At 32.4% G+C, this 26,143-nt stretch carries 24 protein-coding genes; 17 read left to right on the top strand and 7 right to left on the bottom strand.

What is annotated here, in order from left to right:
- Positions 1 to 37: 37 nt before the first annotated feature.
- Positions 38 to 628, bottom strand: coding sequence for a hypothetical protein (locus tag ACU4C5_RS14340; protein WP_446844897.1), 591 nt, complete (start codon positions 626 to 628; stop codon positions 38 to 40).
- 250 nt (positions 629 to 878) lie between these two features.
- Here ACU4C5_RS14340 and ACU4C5_RS14335 point away from each other — a divergent pair, with 250 nt between their 5' ends.
- The 4 genes from ACU4C5_RS14335 to ACU4C5_RS14320 all read left to right on the top strand — a co-directional run bounded on the left by ACU4C5_RS14335 (position 879) and on the right by ACU4C5_RS14320 (position 2,944).
- Positions 879 to 1,451, top strand: a complete 573-nt coding sequence (locus ACU4C5_RS14335) for an RNA polymerase sigma factor (RefSeq protein WP_446844896.1) — start codon at positions 879 to 881, stop codon at positions 1,449 to 1,451.
- 3 nt (positions 1,452 to 1,454) lie between these two features.
- Positions 1,455 to 1,640, top strand: coding sequence for a hypothetical protein (locus ACU4C5_RS14330; protein ID WP_446844895.1), 186 nt, complete (start codon positions 1,455 to 1,457; stop codon positions 1,638 to 1,640).
- 21 nt (positions 1,641 to 1,661) lie between these two features.
- Positions 1,662 to 2,489, top strand: a complete 828-nt coding sequence (locus tag ACU4C5_RS14325; protein WP_446844894.1) for a mechanosensitive ion channel family protein — start codon at positions 1,662 to 1,664, stop codon at positions 2,487 to 2,489.
- A 128-nt stretch (positions 2,490 to 2,617) separates the two neighbouring features.
- A complete protein-coding gene (locus ACU4C5_RS14320; RefSeq protein ID WP_446844893.1) occupies positions 2,618 to 2,944 on the top strand; it encodes a DMT family transporter in 327 nt (108 codons plus the stop codon).
- A 6-nt stretch (positions 2,945 to 2,950) separates the two neighbouring features.
- On the opposite strand, the gene ACU4C5_RS14315 is transcribed toward ACU4C5_RS14320, so the two are convergent.
- Complete coding sequence (locus tag ACU4C5_RS14315; protein ID WP_446846466.1) at positions 2,951 to 4,300, bottom strand: DEAD/DEAH box helicase; 1,350 nt, start codon at positions 4,298 to 4,300, stop codon at positions 2,951 to 2,953.
- A 40-nt stretch (positions 4,301 to 4,340) separates the two neighbouring features.
- On the bottom strand, positions 4,341 to 7,043 hold the full coding sequence (locus ACU4C5_RS14310) for a hypothetical protein (RefSeq protein ID WP_446844892.1): 2,703 nt from the start codon (positions 7,041 to 7,043) through the stop codon (positions 4,341 to 4,343).
- 105 nt (positions 7,044 to 7,148) lie between these two features.
- Here ACU4C5_RS14310 and pabB point away from each other — a divergent pair, with 105 nt between their 5' ends.
- The 8 genes from pabB (at position 7,149) to ACU4C5_RS14270 (ending at position 16,533) form a co-directional block, all read left to right on the top strand.
- Complete coding sequence (gene pabB / locus ACU4C5_RS14305) at positions 7,149 to 8,447, top strand: aminodeoxychorismate synthase component I (protein WP_446844891.1); 1,299 nt, start codon at positions 7,149 to 7,151, stop codon at positions 8,445 to 8,447.
- Positions 8,448 to 8,512: 65 nt separating this feature from the next.
- Positions 8,513 to 9,826 carry a tRNA lysidine(34) synthetase TilS gene (tilS, locus tag ACU4C5_RS14300; RefSeq protein WP_446844890.1) on the top strand — a complete coding sequence of 438 codons (1,314 nt, stop codon included), beginning with the start codon at positions 8,513 to 8,515 and terminating at the stop codon, positions 9,824 to 9,826.
- Between the two features lie 95 nt (positions 9,827 to 9,921).
- Positions 9,922 to 11,541: an adenine deaminase gene (ade, locus tag ACU4C5_RS14295; protein WP_446844889.1), complete on the top strand. Its 1,620-nt coding sequence runs from the start codon at positions 9,922 to 9,924 to the stop codon at positions 11,539 to 11,541.
- Positions 11,542 to 11,544: 3 nt separating this feature from the next.
- Positions 11,545 to 12,504, top strand: coding sequence for a YheT family hydrolase (locus ACU4C5_RS14290; RefSeq protein WP_446844888.1), 960 nt, complete (start codon positions 11,545 to 11,547; stop codon positions 12,502 to 12,504).
- A 409-nt stretch (positions 12,505 to 12,913) separates the two neighbouring features.
- Positions 12,914 to 14,452, top strand: coding sequence for a YifB family Mg chelatase-like AAA ATPase (locus ACU4C5_RS14285; protein ID WP_446844887.1), 1,539 nt, complete (start codon positions 12,914 to 12,916; stop codon positions 14,450 to 14,452).
- 45 nt (positions 14,453 to 14,497) lie between these two features.
- The gene (locus ACU4C5_RS14280) at positions 14,498 to 14,953 is read left to right on the top strand and encodes a hypothetical protein (RefSeq protein WP_446844886.1); all 456 of its coding nucleotides are present in this window, start codon (positions 14,498 to 14,500) and stop codon (positions 14,951 to 14,953) included.
- Positions 14,954 to 14,975: 22 nt separating this feature from the next.
- A complete protein-coding gene (locus ACU4C5_RS14275) occupies positions 14,976 to 15,659 on the top strand; it encodes a hypothetical protein (protein WP_446844885.1) in 684 nt (227 codons plus the stop codon).
- Positions 15,660 to 15,714: 55 nt separating this feature from the next.
- Complete coding sequence (locus tag ACU4C5_RS14270; protein WP_446844884.1) at positions 15,715 to 16,533, top strand: sensor histidine kinase; 819 nt, start codon at positions 15,715 to 15,717, stop codon at positions 16,531 to 16,533.
- Here ACU4C5_RS14270 and ACU4C5_RS14265 read toward each other — a convergent pair.
- From ACU4C5_RS14265 to ACU4C5_RS14250, 4 genes are all read right to left on the bottom strand, one after another.
- On the bottom strand, positions 16,530 to 17,234 hold the full coding sequence (locus ACU4C5_RS14265; protein WP_446844883.1) for an RluA family pseudouridine synthase: 705 nt from the start codon (positions 17,232 to 17,234) through the stop codon (positions 16,530 to 16,532). The genes ACU4C5_RS14270 and ACU4C5_RS14265 overlap by 4 nt on opposite strands.
- Before the next feature lie 21 nt (positions 17,235 to 17,255).
- Positions 17,256 to 18,074: a 3-methyl-2-oxobutanoate hydroxymethyltransferase gene (panB, locus tag ACU4C5_RS14260; RefSeq protein WP_446844882.1), complete on the bottom strand. Its 819-nt coding sequence runs from the start codon at positions 18,072 to 18,074 to the stop codon at positions 17,256 to 17,258.
- Between the two features lie 82 nt (positions 18,075 to 18,156).
- A complete protein-coding gene (locus tag ACU4C5_RS14255; RefSeq protein ID WP_446844881.1) occupies positions 18,157 to 19,578 on the bottom strand; it encodes an L-serine ammonia-lyase in 1,422 nt (473 codons plus the stop codon).
- A gap of 107 nt (positions 19,579 to 19,685) precedes the next feature.
- Positions 19,686 to 19,889 carry a T9SS type A sorting domain-containing protein gene (locus ACU4C5_RS14250; protein WP_446844880.1) on the bottom strand — a complete coding sequence of 68 codons (204 nt, stop codon included), beginning with the start codon at positions 19,887 to 19,889 and terminating at the stop codon, positions 19,686 to 19,688.
- A 272-nt stretch (positions 19,890 to 20,161) separates the two neighbouring features.
- On the opposite strand from ACU4C5_RS14250, the gene dnaK reads away from it, so the two are divergent.
- The 5 genes from dnaK to ACU4C5_RS14225 all read left to right on the top strand — a co-directional run bounded on the left by dnaK (position 20,162) and on the right by ACU4C5_RS14225 (position 26,096).
- Positions 20,162 to 22,057 (top strand): molecular chaperone DnaK, encoded by a 1,896-nt coding sequence (gene dnaK, locus ACU4C5_RS14245; protein ID WP_446844879.1) that lies wholly within the window; start codon positions 20,162 to 20,164, stop codon positions 22,055 to 22,057.
- Positions 22,058 to 22,214: 157 nt separating this feature from the next.
- Positions 22,215 to 23,444: a class I SAM-dependent rRNA methyltransferase gene (locus ACU4C5_RS14240; protein WP_446844878.1), complete on the top strand. Its 1,230-nt coding sequence runs from the start codon at positions 22,215 to 22,217 to the stop codon at positions 23,442 to 23,444.
- A 60-nt stretch (positions 23,445 to 23,504) separates the two neighbouring features.
- On the top strand, positions 23,505 to 24,452 hold the full coding sequence (locus ACU4C5_RS14235; protein ID WP_446844877.1) for an NAD(P)H-dependent flavin oxidoreductase: 948 nt from the start codon (positions 23,505 to 23,507) through the stop codon (positions 24,450 to 24,452).
- Positions 24,453 to 24,558: 106 nt separating this feature from the next.
- Positions 24,559 to 24,984: a PaaI family thioesterase gene (locus ACU4C5_RS14230; protein ID WP_446844876.1), complete on the top strand. Its 426-nt coding sequence runs from the start codon at positions 24,559 to 24,561 to the stop codon at positions 24,982 to 24,984.
- Complete coding sequence (locus ACU4C5_RS14225) at positions 24,984 to 26,096, top strand: chorismate-binding protein (RefSeq protein ID WP_446844875.1); 1,113 nt, start codon at positions 24,984 to 24,986, stop codon at positions 26,094 to 26,096. Before ACU4C5_RS14230 ends, ACU4C5_RS14225 begins: the two co-directional genes overlap by 1 nt.
- Positions 26,097 to 26,143 lie beyond the last annotated feature (47 nt).

The raw sequence follows: 26,143 nt of genomic DNA, 5'->3' as shown, positions 1-26,143 counted from the left end.
TGTTCCTATAATAAGGAGTTGTTATTTGTGATAAAAATTATAATTCTCGTAATAAATCTCTTATTCGTAATCTTTTCTGGTAATCATTGGCGTTAATATCTCTTACAAAAGCATACGGACTAACTCTGTTATTTTTTACTTTTTCAGCAAGCTCTATTACGCTAAACGGACCATATTCTTTAGCATATGAAATGTAAAAAAAATGATGATCTTTAATCAGGTTTGAAGCCTTTTCAGTGTATTTGTTTTTTAAATAGTCTTGTAAATCTTCAAGGCAATTAATAGGTTGTTCATCTTCATTTTGATTTACAAAAAAGGCAAAATCAAAAGTTGCTGGTTGATTAATTATTAAAATATCATCATCTTTATAAAACACTTCTACACGTGTATTGCCATCTTCAGTTTGTATGATTAAATTATTACCATCTACAAAATACCATGTACTTTGTATTGTAATTTCATTTTTAGTAATAATTAAGGTGTTGTTGGGTTTAAAAACATATACAGATTTAGTTTTGGCAATACCATTAATTAATACCCATACTCTGTTTATAAAAAGCACCTCAAGATGCTGTTCGTAATTAAAAGGTTTTAAGTTTGGGATGATATCGTGTAAAGACTGCTGCAATATATTTGGGAAATACTATTTATACTTAAGACTAAAAATACGAGATTTTATTGACACATGTAAATGAAATGTTATTTTTTTAAAATAAAAAAGAATGTTTTGGTCGTTTTTTATTGTTGTAAATGAGTACATTATGGTTTTTTAGACCACAGGAGTCTTTTTTTATGATTTTATTCTTGTAAAAAGGTGACTTTGGAAAAACTTCTGTGTCTAACTTAGAGAACATAGTTAAAATTCAATTACCTAACATTTGAAAACTAATACTAATATTGATAAGTTGTCTGATGAAGATCTCATACGGTCTATTGTTATGACCAATAATACCTTGTATTTTGAAGTCCTTTATGATAGGTATTCTGCCGTGGTGTATAATAAATGTTATGGCTTTGCAAAAGATGATGATGAGGCTAAAGATTTGACGCAGGATGTGTTTTTAAAACTTTTTGTAAAATTATCAAGTTTTAAAGGCAAATCTAAATTCTCAACATGGCTGTATGCATTTACATATAATCATTGCGTGAATTTTGTAACTAGAGATACTGCTAAAAAGATTGAGCATCAAGCTGTAGATTATTATGATGTTGAAAATATTTCGGCAACAGAATATGAAACTGAATATGCTTTTCATGATATGAAAGTTGATAAGTTAAAAGTTGCTTTAGAGCTTATTTCTCCTGAACAAAAAATGATTTTATTATTAAAATATCAAGACAACCTTACGATTAAAGAAATTGAAAGTGTTTTAGGTATAGGAGAAAGTGCTGTTAAAATGAGAGTTAAGCGAGCTAAAGAGAAATTGATAACCGTTTATAATAACAACTAATTTATGATGGATAATCCGTTTAAAGATATAGACAAGCCACTTAAGCAAGTTCCTGATGAACTTAAATCTAAAGTGATGAATGATATAGCAATCGCTAAATTATTCATGGAATTGGCTGCGTTATTTTCATACAATATTGGAGATATATTTTCATCTGTAGTGAAAAAAAGAAATAATAAACCTGAATAATAAACTAATTAATTAAGTAAAATGGATAAAGTAGAAGAATGGAAAGATATTGTATTACAATCTCTTAGTTCAATGTGGTTAGAAATGACTAAAATTATACCAAGTATTATTGGTGTATTTGTAATTCTTGTAGTAGGATGGTTGTTCACTAAATTACTTGTAAAGATTGTTAAGAAAGCTTTAAAGGTTGCAAAAGTTAATAAATTAGATGACATTTTAAATGATATTGAAATTGTTGAGGGCAAAAAATTAAGCTTTGATACAATTAAAATAGTATCTAATTTTGTGAAATGGGTCATGTATATTATGTTGATAATTATGGCTTCTGATGTTTTGGATTTAAAAATTATTTCGGAAGAAATAGGTCACTTATTTTCATATTTACCACAGTTATTTGCATCCTTAGTCATTTTTGTTTTAGGATTAGTTTTTGCCAATTTTATTAAGAAAGGAATCCGTTCGTTTTTTGAATCTATGGATTTATCTGGCGCAAAAATTATAAGTCAAGTGGTGTTTTTTTTAATTTTAGTGTTTGTAGGGATTACAGCATTAAATCAAGCTGGAATTAATACTGAAATCATCACACAAAACTTAACACTGATTTTAGGTGCATTATTAGTTGCTTTTTCATTAGCATTTGGGTTAGGCGCAAAAGGCATGGTAAGTGATTTACTACGTATGTTTTATGTAAGAAAAACCTATGAGTTGGGTAAGAAAATAGAGTTTAAAGGTGAAGTGTACGAAATTGAAGTTATTGAGAATATTTCAGTCACTTTAATACGAGATAATGAGAAGTTAATCGTACCCATTAAAGATATTGTAGAGACACAAATTAAAATAAAAAATTAGTACTTGTACTAGAGTTGTTATACGTTTTTTAAATGCCCTTTCGTTTGGAAGGGTTTTTTTATACCTATAAATGAAGTGTTGTGCTGTTTTAAAATCTTAAATTTACACAACACTATTAGGCTAGACATATGAATTGGGTTTTAATTATTATTGCAGGATTGTTTGAAGTTGCTTTTGCAACATGTTTAGGTAAAGCTAAGGAAGCGAGTGGAAGTGCTACAGCTTATTGGTATGTAGGTTTTTTATTGTGTTTAGCAATAAGTATGTTGTTACTTGTAAAAGCTACTAAAACATTACACATAGGAACTGCGTATGCTGTATGGACAGGTATTGGAGCTGTAGGAACTGTGCTTGTAGGTATTATAGTGTTTAAAGAGCCTGCAACATTTTGGAGACTCTTTTTTATAACAACACTTATAAGTTCTATACTAGGACTAAAATTTGTATCAAATTAATAAAAATTACTTTTTATTATGTTTGTTGTAGTTTTTATCTCCTCTTGTTTTAGGTTTTTTGTATTTGGCTGCAATTTTAAATTTGTAGCTACCTCCTAAATTTTCTTTCGTATTTTTTTCTTTCTTCTCATGAAAAGCAGGTCCAGGAGCATCTTCATCTTTACGTTTTGTAGGATTGTTGTGCTCGCGTATTTGCGGACGTTCTTCTTCAATAAGTTCTGTAGAAATTGTTACTGTTTCAGGAATCTCCTGTAAGGTAATCTTTAAATTCATGTATTCCTCAATCGTCTCTACAGACTCTTGCTCTTTAGCAGTTGCAAATACTAATGAATGCCCTTCACGTTCTGCTCTACCGGTTCTACCAATTCTATGCATATAGTTTTCTGCGTAGGTTGGGGTATCAAAATTAATAACATGACTTACGTTATCAATATCCAATCCACGTGCCATTACATCGGTAGCAATTAAAATACGGTTTTCACCTGCCTGAAATTGTTCAATACTACGTAATCTGTAATTTTGAGTTTTATTTGAGTGAATCACACAACATTGATCGTGAAAAAATTCTTCTAATTGATCAAACAAACGATCGGCCATTTTTTTGTAAGCCACAAAAATTAAGACTTTATTATAGTCTTCTTTATCATGTAATAAGTGTTCTAATAAATTTACTTTCGTATAAAAATTAGGCACATTATAACGCTCTTGTTTTATGTTTTCTAATGGTGTACCAGAAACAGCAACAGTTACTTGTTCAGGTTTCTTAAAGAATTCAACAATCATATCATTTACATCTTCGGTCATAGTTGCCGAAAACATAATATTTTGTCTACGTTCAGGTAAAATATCAAAAATGTTTAATAATTGATGTCTAAAACCTAAATCTAACATCACATCAACTTCATCAATAACTAATTTCTGAATTGATTTTAACTGTAACACACGGCTTACTGCAAGATCAAATAAACGACCTGGAGTGGCTACAATAATATCTACACCATCAGCAATTGCGCGTTTTTGAGTGTTAATATTTGTACCTCCATACACTCCTAAAACTCTTACGTTAATGTATTTTGCAAGTTTTTCAATCTCTTCAACAACTTGCACTACTAATTCTCTAGTAGGGACTAATACTAGTACACGCGGGTTTTCTTGAGTAGAAAACTTTAAGTTTTTAAGAATAGGAAGCATATATGCAAATGTTTTTCCTGTTCCTGTTTGTGCGATACCAACTACATCTTTACCTGATGCTACGGTACTATAAGCTTTCGCTTGTATTGGTGTAGGATTTGTAAAACCTAAATCCTCAATAGCGTTATATAGTGGTGTATTTAAATTTAAATCCTGAAATGTGATGTTTTCTTCCATTTTGCAAAAATATGGTTAATCTGTGAATTTAATAGCCATATTCTATTAAACTTGGTATTAGTTTTTTTGCTTGTGACTTCCAATCTTTTTCAAGCACATCCCAATCTGAATATGAGCTGTAGTTTTCAAACGGTTTTTCTTGCGAAAATTCGTGTGTTGGTCCTACAAGACCAAAGTATTTTGTTGGTGTTTCATCTTCGTCTTCGCTGTTGTAATAGAAAGTTACAGCGTAGTAGGTTGCTTTGTTTTTAGTCACTTTTCCTAAAGTTTCAAGATGATCTGGATAACCTTCGTCTTCACCAATATAATTGTAGAGTGCTAATCTTGAGAATTCTTCAGGAGTAATATATTTTTTAGGCACTTTTTTAAACTGATTAGTTTTATGATACGCCTCTATAAGTTCATATCTAGAAAATAAATCTTCAAAAGCTTTATCCGTACGTTTCTTATCTATTGGAAGGTTATTAAATACTCTAGCAGTTAAAGCTTGTGTAGCCATCCACTTGTCGTCATCATTATCAATTAAAGCGGCTGTAAAAGTATCAACAGCTGGATGTGATAATTTTAAACGATTAAATAGTCTTAAGTACGAATACATTAAGGTGTTTTCAGAATAATCATAACTATCATCATCTACTCTTGTAGCTAAATACCTTTGTAAATCTTCATCAATATATTGTAATAATGCATTTGTATTTTCTGTGATAAGTTGTACAGATTCTGTTTTGTCATCAAAAATATTTGAGGCAAGACTTAACACTTCGTTTCTATAATCTTTATGTTTAATTAATTTTAGTAGATCGTCATAATTAGCAACGGTATATTCTAGAGAGTCTCTGTATGGCGATGTTACTGCCCAAGAATTATCAATATTTAATGGTGGAGATGCCAGTAATAAGTCACGGTATGTGCTTAGTGCTTTTTCGTCTTTTAATACAGGGATAGTCACTAAAATACTCGCTCTTAAGCTATCGTTAGTGGCAGATTTGTTATACAATGTTTTTAAAACGTTTAGAGTGTTTTCATCTTCAATAATTAAAAATTCTGAAACAATCATATCTAAAATAGCACTTGTTTTTTCTTCAGACACATACGTATCGTTAAGCGCTTTGTATAATTTAGGAAGATCGTTTTCATCAAACTCATAATAATCAAAGGCGCCAAAAGCACGGTTGTAAGTTATAGTATCGGTAGATTTTAAATCTCTAAAAAGCACATCAGTTTTAGAAGAGAAGTAATCAAAATCTGCTTCGTCTTTTATAATTTCAAACGAATTAAAAATGGTATTACTCATTTCGTTTTCTCTAGATTCTTTACTCAAATACCCTGTCATTAAAAATAAACGCTTGTTTTGTACCCAAACTTGGTGACGCGTAACAACTTTAGTCTTTTGATTTTCTATGTAGAATTCTAAAGCTTCTTGATCATTTACTTTAATGTCTTTCTGGCTAATAATAGAATCATTCCAATCGGCAAGAGAATTCATATTCGTTTCATAAAACTCTTTTTTAGTTTTAATTTTAAAATAATCTTGCAGATCGCTATACCCAAACTGAAACACGTTTCCGCTATTAGATTCTAGGGCAAAATAATCGTTTGAGTTTTTTAGGTAAATCCCATCATAACCTTCTAGATCAATAGTTTCTTTTGTTTTATCAAAAAATAAGACTTGAAAATTAGTCCCCTTTGGTCGTAATGGCGTTAGTTGGTTGTCTTCATAATCTATAAATTTAAAGCTATTGAAAAACTCATCATTAGGATCTACTTTGTCTTTTAAATTTAATTTTTGCTTTAAAAGTAAATACGTACGATTTCCTCTAAAATACACACGGCAAATAGAATGAAATCTAGAATCTAATAATAATTCAAATTCGCGACCTTCATAACCGTCTAAAAATATAGTTTTTGGTTCTGATACAAGTTCAGATTTTGCTGTTAAACTTTCTAACATCGACTCAAATCCTGCCGCAGGATCTTCCATATAATAACCTACCGGTTGATCGTTATATCTAAATAAATAATTATCGTCGTTTTTTAAATCCTGTACCGAATATAAATGGAGTAGGTAAGGTGCGCCGTTTTCATCTAACGGGTTTGGGTATTCTTGAGATAAATCTTTTGGCTCACTTGGTACGTTTAATGAAAAAGCACCTTCAGCATTGCTGTAAGACATCCATTTACCTTCAATTTTAGGTTTTAGGTCTTTAATTTGTATTGAATTGTAAAAACGTGTAGAGTTTTTATCTTCGGTTTTATTGTTAAAATCTTCAACAGATTGATAATACAAATAGTCGTTTTGATACGTGTATATTGCGTTAAGTTGCTTTTGGTCATTCAATTTTACTAACACTTTATAACGTAAACCATCTTTATATTTAAGTGTATTTTGGTCAATAACTTCGCCTCCTAAATTCGCGGTCATTGTCGTTATAAAATTCTCAACAATCGCTTTAGGTTTTTTACCTTCAGCAATCTCACTTAAATTTAGTGCAAAAAACGAGTATATACGTTTAGAGTCGCTATCATTATAAGTGTAAACTTTAAATGTACCGTAATCATCGGTGTAATTTGGAGCATCTGGTAGTTGTAAACTATAACTGGCTTCATCACTAGTATAAGTGTACCAATCATTAGCGTTTTTCTTTTTTTGAGCTGAAAGCTGAACGCTAAAGAGTAATAAGAAAACACTATAAGTTAAAAAATTAAAAGAGCGTTTAAGGTTAAAAGTCATTGTTAGGGTAGGTTTTAGTGGTTTTTAGTTAACTATTATAATGTAATATTATTCTAATTGAGAGTTTCTTAATAAATTTGAACACCTATTTAAGCCATCACTAATTTGAGAATAACAGCACATCATCATATTGCTAACGTTGAGCAATATAAACAAAAATTATTATTATGGAGTCAGCAGTTTAGCGAAGTTGTATGGTTAGATTCTAATAATTACACCCAAAGTTACTCTTCTTATGATGCGGTTTTGGCGGTAGATGCTATTACGTGTATTCAAACCGACCATACAGATGCTTTTAAGCAGCTTAAAGAGTACCAATCATTAACTAACGATTGGATTTTTGGTTACCTTACTTACGATTTAAAAAATGATGTAGAACCCCTAAAATCTCAAAATTTTGATGGGTTACAGTTTCCTGAATTATGCTTTTTTCAGCCTAAAAAGATATTTTTAATAAAAGATGATACTCTAGAAATTAGATACCTTAATATGGTTGATGATGAGATCGCATCAGATTTGTTAGCTATTGAAAATGGCAACTCTAAAGCCTCTCAGAAAACAGAAAACAGCGAAGCCGTAAAAATTAAAATGAGAGTTGATAAAGCGGCTTATTTTGAAAAAATAGACCAAGTTTTACAACATATTCATCGTGGTGATATTTATGAAGCTAATTTTTGTCAAGAATTTTATGCCGAAAACACCAAGATTAATCCTTTAGAAATTTACAATAAACTTGATGCAATATCAAAACCACCTTTTGCAAGTTTCTTAAAACTAGACGATAAATATCTGTTATCAGCTTCTCCAGAACGGTATTTAAAAAAAGAAGGCACCACTATTATTTCTCAGCCTATAAAAGGAACTGCCAAACGCTCTAGTAATACAGTAGAAGACGCAGGCTTAAAAGCCGATTTAGCAGTCAATGAAAAAGAACGTAGCGAAAATATTATGATTGTAGATTTGGTACGTAACGATTTGTCTTTAACCGCAACCAAAGGCAGCGTTGAAGTAAAAGAACTGTGTAAAGTTTATAGCTTTCCGCAAGTACATCAAATGATTTCAACAGTGGTTTCTACGGTTAAAAAAAACACACATCCAGTAGATGTTATTGCCACCACTTTTCCTATGGGAAGTATGACGGGAGCGCCTAAAATTTCGGCAATGAAAATTATTGAAAACCTAGAAGTTACTAAACGCGGACTCTATTCTGGTGCGGTAGGTTATATTTCTCCAGAAGGGGATTTCGATTTTAATGTAATTATTAGAAGTATCCTTTATAACGCCACTAAAAAGTATGTTTCTTATTCTGTAGGTGGTGCTATTACCGCTAAAAGTGATCCTCAGCAAGAGTATGAAGAATGTTTGTTGAAAGCAAAAGCAATGCGTGAAGTTTTAGAAAGTTAATCATTCACTTCATTTTTCAGGCAGAATATCAGGTATAAAAAAGCAAAAAAACGTACATTTACAACGTGTTAAAAAAATTTCAAAAACATCTCGATCAAAAACTTCCTTTTTTAAAAGAAAGTAAACTACTTATCGCTATTTCAGGAGGTGTAGATAGTATTGTATTGGCGCATTTATGCCATAAATTAGACTTAAATTTTGCTTTGGCACATTGCAATTTTAATTTAAGAGGCGACGAAAGTGATGCCGATCAGGATTTTGTATTGGAATGGGCAGAATCTTTAGGGTTAGAAGTGTTTATTGAGCATTTTAACACCACACAGTATGCCGAGGATTTTAAAGTATCAACACAAATGGCAGCGCGAGAATTACGCTATAATTGGTTTGAAGATCTTATGAATCAATTGCAATTTGATATTGTGCTTACCGGTCATCATGCCGATGATAATCTAGAAACATTTTTAATAAATTTTATTAGAGGTACAGGTTTAGACGGTTTAACCGGAATTCCTGAAGTAAACGCACATATTGTAAGACCATTATTACCGTTTTCGAGAGTTGATATTGAAACTTACGCAAAACAACATAATTTATCTTGGCGAGAAGATAGCAGTAATGCATCTACCAAATATTTACGCAATAAATTACGTCATGATTTAGTGCCTATTTTAAAAGACATTAATCCGCAAATATTACAGAGTTTTAATCATACGATTACATGTTTAAAAGATTCTAAAGCCATTGTAGATGATCGTATTGATGCGGTTTCAGATAGCATAATTGATGATGTTTCAGATTTTGAAATTCGATTAAATATTTCAGAAATAAAAAAACTAAACCATCCTAAAGCTTACCTGTTTGAGCTATTAAAAGATTACGGTTTTACTGAATGGAATGACGTTATGCATCTTTTGGATGCCCAATCTGGGAAACAAGTGTTTTCCGAAACGCACCGTTTAATTAAAGATCGCGAGTATATATTGTTAAGTGATCTTAACCCCAATTTAGATCCTGGTGTTATTACGGTTTCAGATTGTGACGATAAAATAAAAACACCTGTAGGGACTTTATTCTTTGAGAAAGTGACTCAAATAGGAGATTGCGGTCCAAACATTATATATGTAGATTGTAAAAAGCTAAAATTCCCTCTTACGTTACGTCATTGGGAAGAAGGTGATTATTTTCATCCCTTAGGAATGAAGGGGAAAAAGAAGGTTAGTAAATACTTTAAAGACGAAAAAATGTCACTTCTAGATAAAGAACAAACGTTACTCTTATGTTCTGGTGATTATATTATTTGGGTGGTAGGTAAACGTGCAGATGCACGATTTAAAATCTCAGATAAAACTAAAAATTTCACTAAAATAGAATTAAAATAGCTTGATATTTTCGTTTTTTAAATGAATTAAGCCTGTTTGTATTCTTCATTGAATAAAACAGAATTTTAAATATTATATAAAATCAAAACAAACACATGGTTATACAAGGTCAAATTGTAGATATACAAAACCAACGCATTTTTAAAGGAGAAATCACTATTGCAGATGGTAAAATAGCAGCAATTGAAGCTAAAGATCACGATGTAGAGCATTATATTCTTCCTGGTTTTGTTGATGCACATATCCATATTGAAAGTTCTATGTTGGTACCAAGCGAATTTGCGCGTTTAGCAGTAGGTCACGGTACGGTTGCAACCGTTTCTGATCCTCATGAAATTGCTAACGTTTTGGGAGTAGCAGGTGTAGAGTTTATGATTAATAACGGAAAAGAAACGCCTTTTAAATTTAATTTTGGCGCACCTTCTTGTGTACCCGCAACCAGTTTTGAATCGGCAGGAGCAATTATTGATTCCGAAGATATAAAAACCTTAATGGCGAATCCAGATATTAAATATTTGGCTGAAATGATGAATTACCCTGGTGTTTTATTTGATGACGAAGAGGTGATGAAAAAAATAGCTTGGGCAAAGCATTACGGGAAACCTGTTGATGGACACGCACCAGGATTAAGAGGTGATGCTATTACCAAATATATAAATGCAGGAATTTCAACCGATCATGAGTGTTTTACTTATGATGAAGCTTTAGAGAAGCTTCAAAAAGGCATGAAAGTGATTGTAAGAGAAGGAAGTGCTGCTAAAAACTTTGAGGCTTTAATTGATTTATTGCCTGAATATTATGAAAATATGATGTTTTGTAGTGATGATAAGCATCCAGATGATTTAATGCTGAATCATATTAATAAATTATGTGCAAGAGCCGTTGCTAAAGGTTTTGATGTCTTTAAAATCTTACAAATGGCTTGTGTGAATCCTGTAAAACATTACGGGTTAGATGTTGGTTTACTACAAGTTGGTGATGCTGCAGACTGTATTGTGGTTGAAGATTTAAAGGCTTTTAAAAACTTAACAACCATTATAAATGGTGAAGTTGTTTATGAAAACGGAACTTCTAAAATTGAGTCTATTCCTTTTGAAATACTGAATAATTTTGATACTAATAAAAAAGAGGTGTCTGATTTTAAAGTAAATGCTTCGGCGACTAAAATACGCGTTATAGAAGCTTTAGAAGGACAATTAGTGACTAATGAGTTGATTGAAGATTCATTAATTATTGATGGGAATATCGTGTCAAACGTTGCAAAAGATGTTTTAAAAATGACGGTGGTAAATCGGTATAAAAACGATGTGCCAGCACTAGCGTTTATAAAGAATTTTGGACTTAAAGAAGGTGCAATTGCCTCTTCGGTAGGGCATGATTCTCATAATATTATTGCGGTAGGTGTAAGTGACGAAGCTATTTGTAAAGCGGTCAATTTAATTATTGAAAACAAAGGTGGTATTTGTGCGGTATCTAATTCCGAAGAAAAAATTGTGTCATTACCTGTTGCTGGAATAATGAGCGATAAAGATGGCGCTACAATTGGAGCGCAATATGCAACATTAGATGCATTTGCAAAACAACTAGGAAGCACATTACACGCACCATATATGACCTTGAGTTTTATGGCTTTATTGGTAATTCCGTCACTAAAATTAAGTGACAAAGGATTATTTAACGGAGATACATTTCAGTTTACATCTTTAGAAATTTAAATTATGCCTATTATAGATTCAAATTACAAACCAGCATTTATATTTAGAAATGGTTTTATATCAACGGTATATTCTGGGTTAGTAAGACAAATAAAAGGTTTAGAGCAAAAACGAGAACGCATCACTACTGTTGATGACGATTTTTTGGATTTAGACTGGAGTTTTTCGGATACTAAGACCAATAAACTTATTATTCTATTCCATGGTTTGGAAGGTGATGCACAACGTCCTTATGTTGCAGGAACGGCACAATTATTTAATGAAAATGATTACGATGCGGTTTGTGTGAATTTAAGAAGTTGTAGTGGTGAAGATAACTTGCAGTTTTATTCGTATCATTCTGGGGCGACTGAGGATTTAGAAACTGTTATACAGCATATTTTAGATACAAAATCATACACTAAAATTGTGCTTAACGGATTTAGTTTAGGAGGGAATTTAGTGTTGAAATACTTAGGGGAACGTCAAGATATACCACATCAAATAAAGGCGGCCATGGCTGTTTCCGTGCCTTGTGATTTACATGGTTCTTGTGAAGAATTACATCGTTTTAAAAATATATTATATCACGATAGATTTAAAAGACATCTTAAAGATAAATTAAGACATAAACAGGCAAAATTTGCACACCTTATTGGTGATAAAGAGATTAATTCAATTAAAACATTAAAAGATTTTGACGATGTGTACACTTCAAAAGCACATGGTTTTAAGGATGCTAATGATTATTATGAGAAGAGTAGTAGTTTGCAGTTTTTGGATGCTATAAAAATTCCGACTTTAATTTTAAATGCTGAAAATGACTCGTTTTTATCAGCCACTTGTTATCCAGAAGCGGCAGCTAAAAACAATGCTAATTTATATTTAGAAGTCCCAAAACACGGTGGGCATGTAGGATTTCATCTCAAGGATAAATATTATTACAATGAAATTCGTGCTTTAGATTTTTTTAAAGCATTTTAAAACGAGGAGTTAACTCTATAATACATCTATTTGAACGGAATTGAATATTATTTAGTTGTCAATTGCGTTCTGGTAGATTATAATAAAAGTAATTATTTATCTACTGAATACTAAAAAATAAATGTGTTTTTGGGAGGTTTTTAAAGTAGAACGGAAGTTCTTAAAAAAAGCGAACCCTTTGGTGACCATACCAAAGGGTTCTTTTTTGTGTAATCTTTAATAATTACAAGTAACTATTAAAGTGACTGCAAATATATACTAATAATTACAAGTCTAGCTATGTTTTGTTGTTTTTATTTAAAAATAAAGCAAAATATTTTTAAACCTCTTATATGTAGTCTTTTGCATTTTATGGATTAATGAATAAAGTGTTCTATTTTTTTCATACATTTAATAAAATCAATCATATATGCTGAAAAAAGTTTATGCCAGTGCTGTTTTTGGGGTTGAAGCATCCACGATTACAGTCGAAGTAAATATCGATAAAGGAATTGGTTATCATTTAGTAGGATTACCCGATAATGCTATTAAAGAGAGTAATTTTCGTATTGCTGCGGCACTTCAAAATAACGGTTATAAAATTCCTGGAAAGAAAATAATTATTAATATGTCGCCTGCCGATTTACGAAAAGAAGGATCTGCCTACGATTTAACACTTGCCATTGGCATTCTCGCGGCATCCAATCAAATAAAAGCAGAAGATTTAGATGATTATATTATTATGGGCGAATTGTCGCTTGATGGTACTTTACAACCTATAAGAGGAGCGCTTCCTATTGCTGTAAAAGCGAGAGAAGAAGGGTTTAAAGGTATGATTTTGCCTATTCAGAACTCAAAAGAAGCCGCTATTGTAGATAAACTAAAGGTTTTTGGTGTTGAAAACATTAAACAAGTGATTGATTTTTTTGATAAAAAAGCACCTTTAGAACAGACCATTATCAATACTCGCGAAGAATTTTATAAGAATTTAGAATATCCAAAGTTTGATTTTGAAGATGTAAAAGGGCAAGAGAGTATTAAGCGTTGTATGGAAATTGCAGCAGCAGGCGGGCATAATATTATTTTAATAGGACCTCCGGGAGCAGGAAAAACCATGTTAGCAAAACGTTTACCTAGTATTTTACCGCCAATGACTTTAAATGAAGCTTTAGAAACCACAAAAATACACTCGGTTGTTGGTCGAGTAAAAGATAATATGGGGTTGATGGCCCAACGTCCGTTTAGGTCGCCACATCATACAATATCGAATGTTGCACTTGTTGGAGGAGGGAGTTACCCACAACCTGGGGAAATTTCGTTATCACATAATGGGGTTTTATTTTTAGATGAATTGCCCGAATTTAAACGTGAAGTTTTAGAGGTAATGCGTCAACCGTTAGAAGATAGGGAAGTGACTATTTCTAGAGCTAAATTTACGGTAACTTATCCATCGTCATTTATGTTGGTGGCTAGTATGAACCCAAGTCCGGGAGGTTATTTTAATGATCCCGATGCGCCAGTCACCTCATCACCAGCTGAAATGCAACGTTATTTAGGGAAAATTTCAGGACCTTTATTAGATCGTATTGATATTCATATTGAAGTGACACCGGTACCTTTTGAAAAACTTTCAGAAGAAAGAAAAGCAGAACCTTCTGAAGCTATTAGAAAACGGGTTACCGCAGCTAGAGATATACAAACCAAACGATTTGAAGCTTCGGAAAACGTACATTATAATGCGCAAATGACTGTCAAACAAATTAGAAAGTATTGTGTTTTAGATGCCGCTTCAAAAGAACTATTAAAAACCGCAATGGAGCGGTTAAATCTTTCAGCAAGAGCTTATGATCGTATTTTAAAAGTATCAAGAACTATTGCCGATTTAGAAGGACATACTCTTGTAAACGGCTCGCATATTAGTGAAGCTATTCAGTATAGAAGTTTAGATAGAGAGGGTTGGTTAGGTTAATAAAATGAGTATCTTTAACCCGCTATTAATTAATTATTTTAAATTATGAAAAACATTTTATTAGTATTAGTTGGAATCATTTTAGGAGCTTTAGTGAGTCATTTTGTTGGTAAACCTCAAACATCTGTAACCGCACCAGCTCCACCAAAAGGAATTATTTCATCAAATGACGCACTTAAATTAAGTACAAATTGGACTGATTTAAGAAAAGTAGCAAATGATGCTGTTGCTTTTAATGGAGGAGATAATCGTTCGTCTTGGTATGCTTTAGATGATGTGCAAAATTATATAGATATAGTAAGAGATAATCATCCACGAGCAAATGGTTTGCGTTTTTATTTAGGTGTTGATACTGCTATTGGAGCAGGTGGATACACAACTATTTTTATGGTGCCAACAGAATTGGATGAAAAAACTAAAAAGAGTACAGATATTTCTGGAGCCGATGGTTTGGATGAAGGTGAAGTAGGTAATCCTCCAACAGCATCTTACCCTCAATAATTATTTTTTGAAAAACTTTATAATGCAATATTACAGTAGTATTACACTACTGGTAGAGATTTTAGCAGCTGTAACTGGTTTATTACTTTATAAAAGGTATAAACATACAGCTGTTAAGTATTTTATAATGTTTTTATGCTATGTTATTTTTATAACCTTAGTCGGCAGATATACTTATTATGTAAAAGATGGGATATTTAGTTTTTTGGAAGGCACTAAAATTGAACGTAATTATTGGTGGTTTACTATCACATGGAAAATAGGTGCTGTTTATTTCTTTTCTTGGTATTTTCAACAATCATTAAAACGAAGGACTCATGTTAACGTCTTGAAATATTCAACCTATTTATTTTTAGTAATTTCAGGTGGTATTATTGTTTCAGATTTTAACTTCTTTTTTTCAGGATCTTTTCCTTTAATCTCAATTTTAGGAAGTGCTATTATCTTGCAATGTGCGTTCTTCTTTTTTTTCGAGATCCTTCAAAGTGAAGCCATATTAAGCTTTCATAAGACTATAAATTTTTATATTAGTAGTGCTATTTTATTTTTTTGGCTATTAAAAACACCACTTGTTTTCTATGAAATATATTATACTCAATCAGATTTAAGCTACGTATATCTTAGATCTTACATTAATTTGGGGGTCATAATATTTATGTATCTCACATTTACTTTTGGGTTAATAATATCTAAACCTAAAAAATAACAATATACTTTTTTTTGATAGATGCCACAATTTTACACCTCTTGAAACTTAAAAAATGAAACTTAATTTAATAACATTATTAAGCTTAAATATAAAAGCATCTAGCCAAAGTGAGCGTTATCTGTTAGTTTACATGCTTGCTTTATTGCTTATTTTTTGTACACTTATTATTTTGTTTTTTATTGTTTTTCAAAAGCGAAAAAACAAACTATTATTAGATAAGATTAAACAACAGCAAATATTTGATGAAGAAATTTCGCGTACTCAAACCGAAATTCAAGAAGAAACATTAAAACATATTGGTTGGGAATTACATGATAATGTAGGGCAATTACTAGCCTATGCGAGTATGCAAATTAATATGCTTTCTGTAAAAGCTCCAGAAGAATTAAAAGCCACAGTAAAAGGAACTTCAGATGTTATTAAAGAGAGTTTACAAGAAGTGAGAGCACTTTCAAAATCCTTAAATAATGATGTACTTTTAAATATGGGATTAGAACAGTCTTTACAGAATGAATTAACGCGTTTAAAACGTATGAAATTTGTAACAGCAGACTTAAGTGTTGAAGGGGAGCGTAGGGAGTTAACCGATAAAAAGCATGAGATTATAATATTTAGAATTTTACAAGAATTTTTCTCTAACTCGGTAAAGTATTCTGAAGCCGAAAACTTAAAAATCATTTTAAAATATCAGCCTCAGCAATTAATCATTGAAGCTGTAGATGATGGTATTGGTTTTGATGTTGAAACGGCTGAAAAAGGTTCGGGATTAATAAACATGAAAAGTCGTGCCGAATTAATTAAAGCTGAATTTAACCTACAGTCACAACCTCAAAAAGGTGTAGTGTTACAATTAACTTATCCTTTTAATTAAAGTGAATTGCAAGCATTCCAGATAGGGTCGTTAGGTAAAGGTGCCGTAACTTTTATAAGTTCATTCTTTACAGGATGCATAAACTCAAGATGGCGTGCATGTAAACTGATACTTGCATCTTTATTACTGCGATTAAAACCGTATTTAAGATCCCCTTTTATAGGGCAGCCAATAGTTGATAATTGCGATCTAATTTGGTGATGTCTTCCGGTTTTTAAATCAACTTCTAGTAGAAAATAATTATCTAATTTTTTTAATATTTTATAATGAAGAATCGCCTTTTTACTACCGTCTATTTCTTTTCTATAAGCTGTGGATTTGTTGTTTTTCGGGTTTTTTTTAAGCCAATTAACTAAGGTGTCTTCTGTTTTTGGCGGTTGTTCTTTTACTAAAGCCCAATAGGTTTTATGTGCTGTTTTTTCGGCAAATAATTTATTTAATCGCGGTAAAGCTTTGCTTGTTTTTGCAAACATTACTAAACCTGTTGTAGGGCGATCTAGACGATGTACAACACCAAGATATACATTTCCTGGTTTGTTGTACGTGTCTTTTATGTATTCCTTTACAACATCGCTTAGAGGTTTGTCTCCGGTTTTGTCACCTTGCACAATATCTCCAGCACGTTTATTGACAATAATAATATGATTGTCTTCAAAAAGAACTTGTAAGTTGTCTTTATGTGATACTATTTTTTCAGCCACAAATAAAAGGAATCTATTTAATTAATATTGTTCGTTATCGTTAGGGAACTCTAGTGTTTTTACATCATCTACATATTGAGAAATAGCTGTAGTCATTTCTTCATATAAATTCATATAACGACGTAAAAAACGCGGATTAAATTCATGTGTCATTCCTACCATATCGTGTAATACTAAAACTTGTCCGTCAACACCATTTCCAGCACCAATTCCAATCACAGGAATGCTTACGCTTTCGGCAACTTCTTTGGCTAATTTAGCGGGTATTTTTTCTAAAACAAGTGCAAAACATCCAGCTCTTTCAAGCATCAGTGCATCTTCTTTAAGTTTTAAAGCTTCTTCCTCTTCTTTGGCTCTTACGGTGTAAGTTCCAAATTTATAAATAGATTGTGGGGTTAAACCAAGGTGTCCCATTACTGGAATTCCTGCGTTTAAAATACGTTTTACCGATTCTTTAATTTCTTTTCCTCCTTCAAGTTTTACGGCATGTCCACCGCTTTCTTTCATAATTCTAATTGCAGAACGTAAGGCTTCCTTAGGGTCACTTTGGTAGCTTCCAAAAGGTAAATCAACAACTACTAAAGCCCTGTCAATGGCTCTTACCACAGATGACGCGTGATAAATCATTTGATCTAAAGTGATAGGTAATGTAGTTTCGTGACCAGCCATAACATTACTTGCTGAATCTCCAACAAGAATAACATCAATTCCGGCACCATCAACAATTTTTGCCATGGTATAATCGTAAGCGGTAAGCATAGAGATTTTTTCTCCATTTTGCTTCATTTCTACTAACGATTTTACAGTGATTCTTTTGTATTCTTTTTTTGCTACTGACATTTGAATATTGTTTAATTATGGTAAAAATAATGAGTTTAAATATATTATTACCAATTTGACATTTTATTTAATAGAAAATTGTTTAACAGTCGGCCATATTTACACTAACGGCTAAACCTCCTTCGCTTGTTTCTTTATATTTTGAGTTCATATCTTTAGCGGTTTCCCACATGGTTTGTACCACTTTATCTAAAGGAACTTTTACATTTTTATGATCGGTATCTAAGGCTAATTCTGCAGCATTAATTGCTTTTATGGCTCCCATAGCGTTACGTTCAATACAAGGCACTTGTACTAAACCGCCAATAGGATCACAGGTTAAACCTAGATGATGTTCCATAGCAATTTCGGCAGCTATTAAAACTTGTTCTGGAGAACCTCCTAGCAATCCGCATAATGCACCAGCAGCCATGGCAGATGACACGCCAATTTCTGCTTGACAGCCACCCATTGCAGCACTAATTGTTGCACCTTTTTTAAAGATACTTCCTATTTCACCGGCAACAAGTAAAAAACGCTTGATGTCTTCAAAATTACCATCGTGATTTTCAATCACTAAATAATACATTAAAACCGATGGTATAACTCCAGCACTTCCGTTGGTTGGAGCTGTTACTACACGACCTAATGCGGCATTAACTTCGTTTACTGCTAAAGCAAAACAGCTTACCCATTTTAAGATCTGTCTGAATTTAACTTCTGTATTTCTAATAGAGTATAACCATTCTACGGGATTGTTATATGGTACTTCTCCTTTTAATTTTTGGTGCATATCGTAAGCACGACGTCTTACATTTAATCCACCAGGTAAATTTCCTTCGGTATGGCAACCAATATACATGCATTCTAGCATGGTATCCCAAACGCGTTTTATTTCGTAATCAATTTCTTCTTCTGTTCTAATTGATTTTTCATTTTCTAAAACAACTTGTGAGATTGGTAAGTTTAAGGCGTTACAAAATGCTAATAGCTCGGTACCTTTATCTATAGGATAAGGGAATGAACATTTTATTTCAAAATTCCTTTTTGAGTTTCTTCGTTCTTCTTTTACAACAAATCCGCCACCAATAGAGTAGAAGGTTGATGTTGCTTTACGACCATTTATTACAGTTGTAAAAGTCATTCCATTAGAGTGGAATGGTAAAAACTTTCTGTTGAATATAATATCGGTATCTGGAGTAAATGTGATGGTTTTCTCGTTATTAAAAACTAAAGTATTAGTATCTTTTATAGTTTTTATAATGCTCCCAATTGCTTCAGTGTCCATAGTCTCGGGATCATAACCACATAAGCCTAACATTACAGCATAATCTGTGGCATGCCCTTTTCCTGTTAAAGATAAAGAGCCATAAAGGTTAACTTGAATACTTGTAACGGCATCAAATTTATTTTTAGTTTTAAGTTCTTTAATCCAACGTTCGGCAGCACGCCAAGGCCCAAGTGTGTGAGAACTTGAAGGTCCTACACCAATTTTAAGCATGTCAAAAATTGAGATACATTCCATTTGCGAAATCGATTTAGATTCGGGCAAATATAGGATAAGTTTTTTTGTTCTGTTTCATGTTTTATTCTAAAATAGAAGCGTCATATAAAGCCAATCTATAGAATGGTTTACTTTATAAAAATTTGTTGTGTATCTCCTTTGTTTGTTTTTAAAACATAAACACCACTTGCTATGCGAGGTAAGTTCAAAGTGGTTGTGTTATTTTGAGTGATTATTTTTCGACCTTGTAAATCATATAAAGTAGCACATACTTGCTGATTAAAATAAATAATCTCATTAACATTAACTGGTGTTGGGTATGTTTTGAGCATATACTTTGATTGTTTTAGTAAATTTACGTCATACTTTGTTTTTTTTTGAGCACTATAGCATTACTAAACGTTCAATAAATAGCCAACAACTGTCAGTATTGTAGTTTGTATATTAACTTAATACACTTTTAATGTTATCAGAACATATAATTGTGACATCGTGTCATATTTTTTGTCATGGCACAATCATTGACTTATACAAAGAGAATAAAAAAAATGAATACAACAGTTTCTGCGAAAGCGGAAATTAATAAACACAAATAAAAAAAGTTATGAGTAAAATTATTGGAATCGATTTAGGAACAACAAATTCTTGTGTATCTGTAATGGAGGGTAACGAGCCTGTTGTTATCCCAAACGCAGAAGGTAAACGTACTACACCATCAGTAATTGCTTTTGTTGAAGGCGGTGAAATTAAAGTTGGTGACCCAGCAAAACGTCAAGCGGTAACAAACCCAACAAAAACGGTTTATTCTATTAAACGTTTTATGGGGAACAAGTTTTCTGACTCTAAAAATGAAGCAGAACGTGTACCTTACAGTGTAGTAAAAGGGGATAACGACACACCAAGAGTAGATATTGATGGTCGTTTATACACGCCTCAAGAATTATCAGCTATGATTCTTCAAAAAATGAAGAAAACTGCTGAAGACTATTTAGGACAAGATGTGACTGAAGCTGTAATTACAGTTCCTGCATACTTTAACGATGGTCAACGTCAAGCAACTAAAGAAGCAGGTGAAATTGCTGGTTTAAAAGTAAGACGTATTATTAACGAACCAACCGCAGCTGCATTAGCTTACGGAATGGACAAAAAAGGAACTGACCAAAAAATCGTAGTATTTGATTTTGGTGGAGGAACACATGATGTATCTATCCTTGAATTAGGAGACGGTGTATTTGAAGTACTTTCTACAGATGGAGATACGCACTTAGGTGGAGATGATGTTGATCAAAAAATTATCAACTGGTTAGCTGAAGAGTTTATCGCTGATGAAAATATGGACTTACGTAAAGACCCAATGGCTTTACAACGTTTAAAAGAAGCTGCTGAAAAAGCGAAGATTGAATTATCTTCTTCTGCTCAAACAGAAATCAACTTACCATACGTTACTGCAACTGCAAGTGGACCAAAACACTTAGTACGTACATTAACAAAAGCAAAATTTGAACAATTAATTGACGATTTAGTAAAACGTACTATCGCTCCTTGTGAGTCTGCTTTAAAAGCTGCTGGTTTATCAAAATCTGATATCGACGAAGTTATCTTAGTTGGTGGATCTACACGTATCCCTGCTGTACAAGAAGCTGTTGAGAAATTCTTCGGAAAAGCGCCAAGTAAAGGTGTTAATCCTGATGAAGTTGTTTCTTTAGGAGCTGGTATCCAAGGTGGTGTTTTATCTGGAGATGTAAAAGATGTATTATTATTAGACGTTACACCATTATCTTTAGGTATTGAAACTATGGGTAATGTAATGACTAAATTAATTGAAGCGAATACAACGATTCCTACAAAGAAATCTCAAGTATTCTCTACAGCTGCAGACAACCAACCATCAGTAGAAATTCACGTATTACAAGGTGAAAGAACTATGGCTGCAGATAACAACACAATTGGACGTTTTCACTTAGATGGTATTCCACCAGCACAAAGAGGAACTCCACAAATTGAAGTAACTTTTGATATTGATGCCAATGGTATCATTAAAGTTTCTGCAGGTGATAAAGCTACTGGTAAAACTCAAGATATTCGTATTGAAGCATCTTCAGGATTAACAGAAGACGAAATCAAAAAAATGAAAGCTGACGCTGAAGCAAATGCTGAGTCTGATAAAGCTGCAGCTGAAAATGCTCAGAAATTAAACGAAGCTGATTCTATGATTTTCCAAACGGAAAAACAATTAGAAGAATTTGGAGATAAATTATCTGATGATAAAAAACAACCAATCGTTGATGCTTTAACTGAATTAAAAGCAGCTTACGAATCTAAAGATGTAGCTGTAATTACTCCAGCTTTAGATAAAATTAACGAAGCTTGGAAAGTAGCTAGTGAAGAAATGTACAAAGCCCAAGCAGATGCTCAAGGTGGTGCAGCTCAACCAGAAGCTAATACATCTTCAGACGAAGGAAGCGACGTTGAAGACGTAGATTTCGAAGAAGTAAAATAATTATATTAATAGTGTTACCTTAAACATTGTTGAAAGGTTTCATTATTTAAAACTTAAAAACGCAATCATTAATTTGATTGCGTTTTTTTATGCAAAACAGCGTAAAATCAATTAAAAACCGACTAATTTTACAGTCTTATAAATACGTAATTATTATATGACATTTTCAAATTCCATTACTTCTCAATACACGCCCAAAAGATTAGCCGTAAAACTTACTGCAAAAGGTGAGAACTATGTGCATCAATCACATCCTTGGGTGTTTTCAGATAGTATTATTAAGATAAAAGCAGATGCTCAATCTGGAGATTTAGCGATTATCTACGGAAAGAAAAAAAACGGAATGATTGGTATTGGTTTGTATGATGCACAATCGCCAATTCGTATAAAAATGATTTATAGCGATAGCGCTCCTGTACAAATTGACGACGCATTTTTTCTTCAGAAAATTCATAAAGCTTACGAAAAACGTATTCCGTTACTAAAAACAAATACTACAAGTTACCGACTCATTTTTGGTGAGAATGATGAATTTCCGTCATTAATTGCCGATGTATATGATAAGGTTTTAGTGGTAAAATTATATTCTGAAATTTGGCTACCTTACTTAGAGTCTATTTTAAAAGGATTAGTCTCTACTTCAGGTTGCGAAACCGTAGTTATTAGATTGAGTAGAGGTTTGCAAGCTTCAGATTCTCATCAATTAAAAGATGGAGAAGTTGTTTATGGCGTTCTTGAAGATGAAGTTGTGAAATTTATAGAACACGATGTGCATTTTTCGGCAAACGTTATTAAAGGGCATAAAACAGGTTACTTTTTAGATCATAGAGAGAATAGGAGACAAGTAGGATTAATGAGTGAAGGGAAAACCGTTTTAGATGTGTTTTCTTACGCAGGAGGTTTTTCTGTACATGCACTTGCTAACGGCGCTAAAGAAGTATCAAGTTTAGATATTAGCGAACAAGCTTTATCTGTAGCGTTTCAAAATGGAAAACTAAATAATTACTCCGGAAAACATTATACGTTAGCTGGAGATGCTTTTAAAATTTTAGAACAATTAATAGCTGATAAAAAACGTTTTGATGTGGTAGTTATTGATCCGCCAAGTTTTGCAAAACAACAAACAGAAATTGCTTTAGCAAAGAAAAAATATGCGCAATTAGCACGTTTAGGCGAAAAACTAACCGCTCGTGAAGGTTTATTGGTGTTAGCATCTTGTTCATCGAGAGTGACATCAAATGCATTTTATGATATTAACGAACAAACTTTAATTGCTACCAAAAGATCATTTAAAATAGAACAAAAAACACAACATGATACCGATCATCCTATTGGTTTTGAGGAAGGCGCGTATTTAAAATGTGGTTATTATAGATTTCAAGATTAGTAAACTGTTATGCGTGCATAATATTTATTATATTTGTTACATTCAAACACCTTATAAGTTATGCAAACTAAATTATCACAATTACTCAATATAAAATACCCAATTATACAAGCACCAATGTTTTTGGTGTCTAACGTTGCTATGGTTAAGGAAGCCATGCATGGCGGAATTGCAGGTTGTATTCCTGCATTAAATTACAGAACGTTGCCCGAACTTCGCGCAGCAATTAAAGAATTGAAAGCTGCAAAAGTAGATGGTGGAGCATTTGGGTTTAACTTAATTGTAAACAAATCTAATATTAAGTTTCAAGAGCAACTTCGTGTAATTTGTGAAGAAGGTTGTGATTTTATTTTAACCTCTTTGGGTAATCCCGAAGAAACGATTAAAGAAGCACATAAGGTTGGCATAAAAGTGTTTTGTGATATTACCGATTTAAAATTTGCTCAAAAAGTAGAAGGTTTAGGTGCCGATGCTGTTATTGCAGTAAATAATAAAGCTGGTGGTCACCGTGGAAATATAGAACCAGAAGCACTTATAAAACTGTTGAATAAAAACTTATCTATTCCGGTAATTTCTGCAGGAGGTGTTGGTTGTAAAGCCGATATTGATATGATGCTTGGTTATGGCGCAGAAGGCGTATCTGTTGGGAGTCCGTTTATAGCCTCTGTAGAAGCAGGAGTTACAGACGAGTACAAGCAAGCCTGTGTAGATTATGGAGCAAAAGATATTATAATGACCGAAAGAATATCAGGAACACCATGTACCGTTATAAATACTCCTTATGTTCAAAAAATTGGTACAAAACAAACTTGGATTGAATCGTTTTTAAACAAAAGTAAAACACTTAAAAAGTGGGTGAAAATGATTCGGTTTTCAATAGGGATGAAAGCTACTGAAAATGCTGCTAAAAAAGCGACATATAAAACCGTTTGGGTTGCAGGACCAAGTATTGAGCATACCAAATCTATCCGTACTATAAAAGAAATTATTCAAGATTTAGTGGCCTAATCTTTAGAAAACTTTTTAAGATAATCTGGCATTTTTCATCATGAAAAAAGATTTTTTTACTTTGTGATTTTGTACTTTTGTTAGCGACTTTAAAAGCAAATCATTTATGACATTATCTAAAGAAGACGTTCTTAATAGAGCAAATTTAGCGTGTAAAAACACTTTAATGGAAACCTTAAATATCGAAATGATAGATTATGGTGAAGATTTTCTTGTGGCACGTATGCCTGTAAATTCTAGAGTATATCAACCAGATGGCGTACTTCATGGCGGAGCTACAGCCGCTTTGGCAGAAAGTGTAGGGAGTTTTGCAACACATGTTTTTATTGATACAAAAGATTTTTTTGTAAGAGGTATTGAAATTACTGCAAACCACCTAAAAAGTGTTACAGAGGGTTATATTTATGCAAAAGCAACTTTTTTACATAAAGGTAGAACCACGCAATTATTAGATATTAGAGTTACAGATGATAACGATAATTTAGTGTCTATTTGCAGATTATCTACAATTTCGCTTCCAAAAAAGAAATAATGACTACAATAGATTTCTTTACCGCATTGACTTCTCAATTAGAAGCTCAATTACCTTTTGTTGCCTACCGAAAACCGAAAATGACAACGGTAAAAGCGCTGCTTCAAAATACAGACGAATTACACACTATTAAAGATTATACAGAAAGTGGTTTTGTAATGGCACCATTTGATGATAGGGAATTGTCTATTCTTATACCTTCTGATATTTCAAAAACTATAGAGATTGAATTTTCTTCATCCTCAAACCATATTTCTTCAACAGTTATTTCTTCGGAATTTAAAATTTCAGAAAAAAAGGCACATGTAAATTTAGTGCAAAAAGGAATTGATACTATTGGTGAAGATACCTTTAAAAAAGTAGTATTATCGCGTGAAGAAGTTGTTGAAACTTCAGAAGATCCTTTAGTCTTATTTCAGAAAATATTAGAAACCTACCCAACGGCATTTGTGTATTGCTGGTATCATCCCAAAGTAGGGATGTGGTTAGGCGCAACACCTGAAACTTTATTAAAAACAGAAAATAAGCGTTTTAAAACCATGGCTTTAGCCGGAACGCAAGAATATAAAGGAACTTTAGATGCTAAATGGACCTCTAAAGAATATGAAGAGCAGCAATTTGTAACCGATTATATTATTGCTAATTTTAAGTCTGAAGCAAGTCGTATTTCTGTATCCGATACAAAAACGGTAAAAGCGGGAAATTTATTACACCTTCAAACAGAAATTTCAGGAATTTTAACTACTAAAAATTTAAAATCGGTTTTAGATAAATTACATCCCACACCAGCAGTTTGTGGTGTGCCAAGAGCAGCTTCAAAAGCATTTATATTAAAAGAAGAATTGTATAATAGAGCTTTTTATTCGGGATTTTTAGGCGAATTAAATATCAAAGAAAAAACCTCTCGTAATACCAACAGACGTAATGTAGAAAATAATGCGTATGCGGCGATAAAAACGGTATCTAACCTGTTTGTAAACTTACGTTGTATGCAATGGCAAGATGATGAGGTGACGTTATATTTAGGTGGTGGAATTACTAAAGACTCCAATGCAGTTGCTGAATGGGAAGAAACCGTTGCAAAAGCAAAAGTGATGAAAAAGGTGTTGTAATAGTTTTTTATCGTTTACCGATTTGTTACTTTTACGCATAGATTTTT

Source organism: Lacinutrix undariae (genome assembly GCF_052934785.1).
This window is presented reverse-complemented; position numbering and strand designations above follow the sequence as displayed.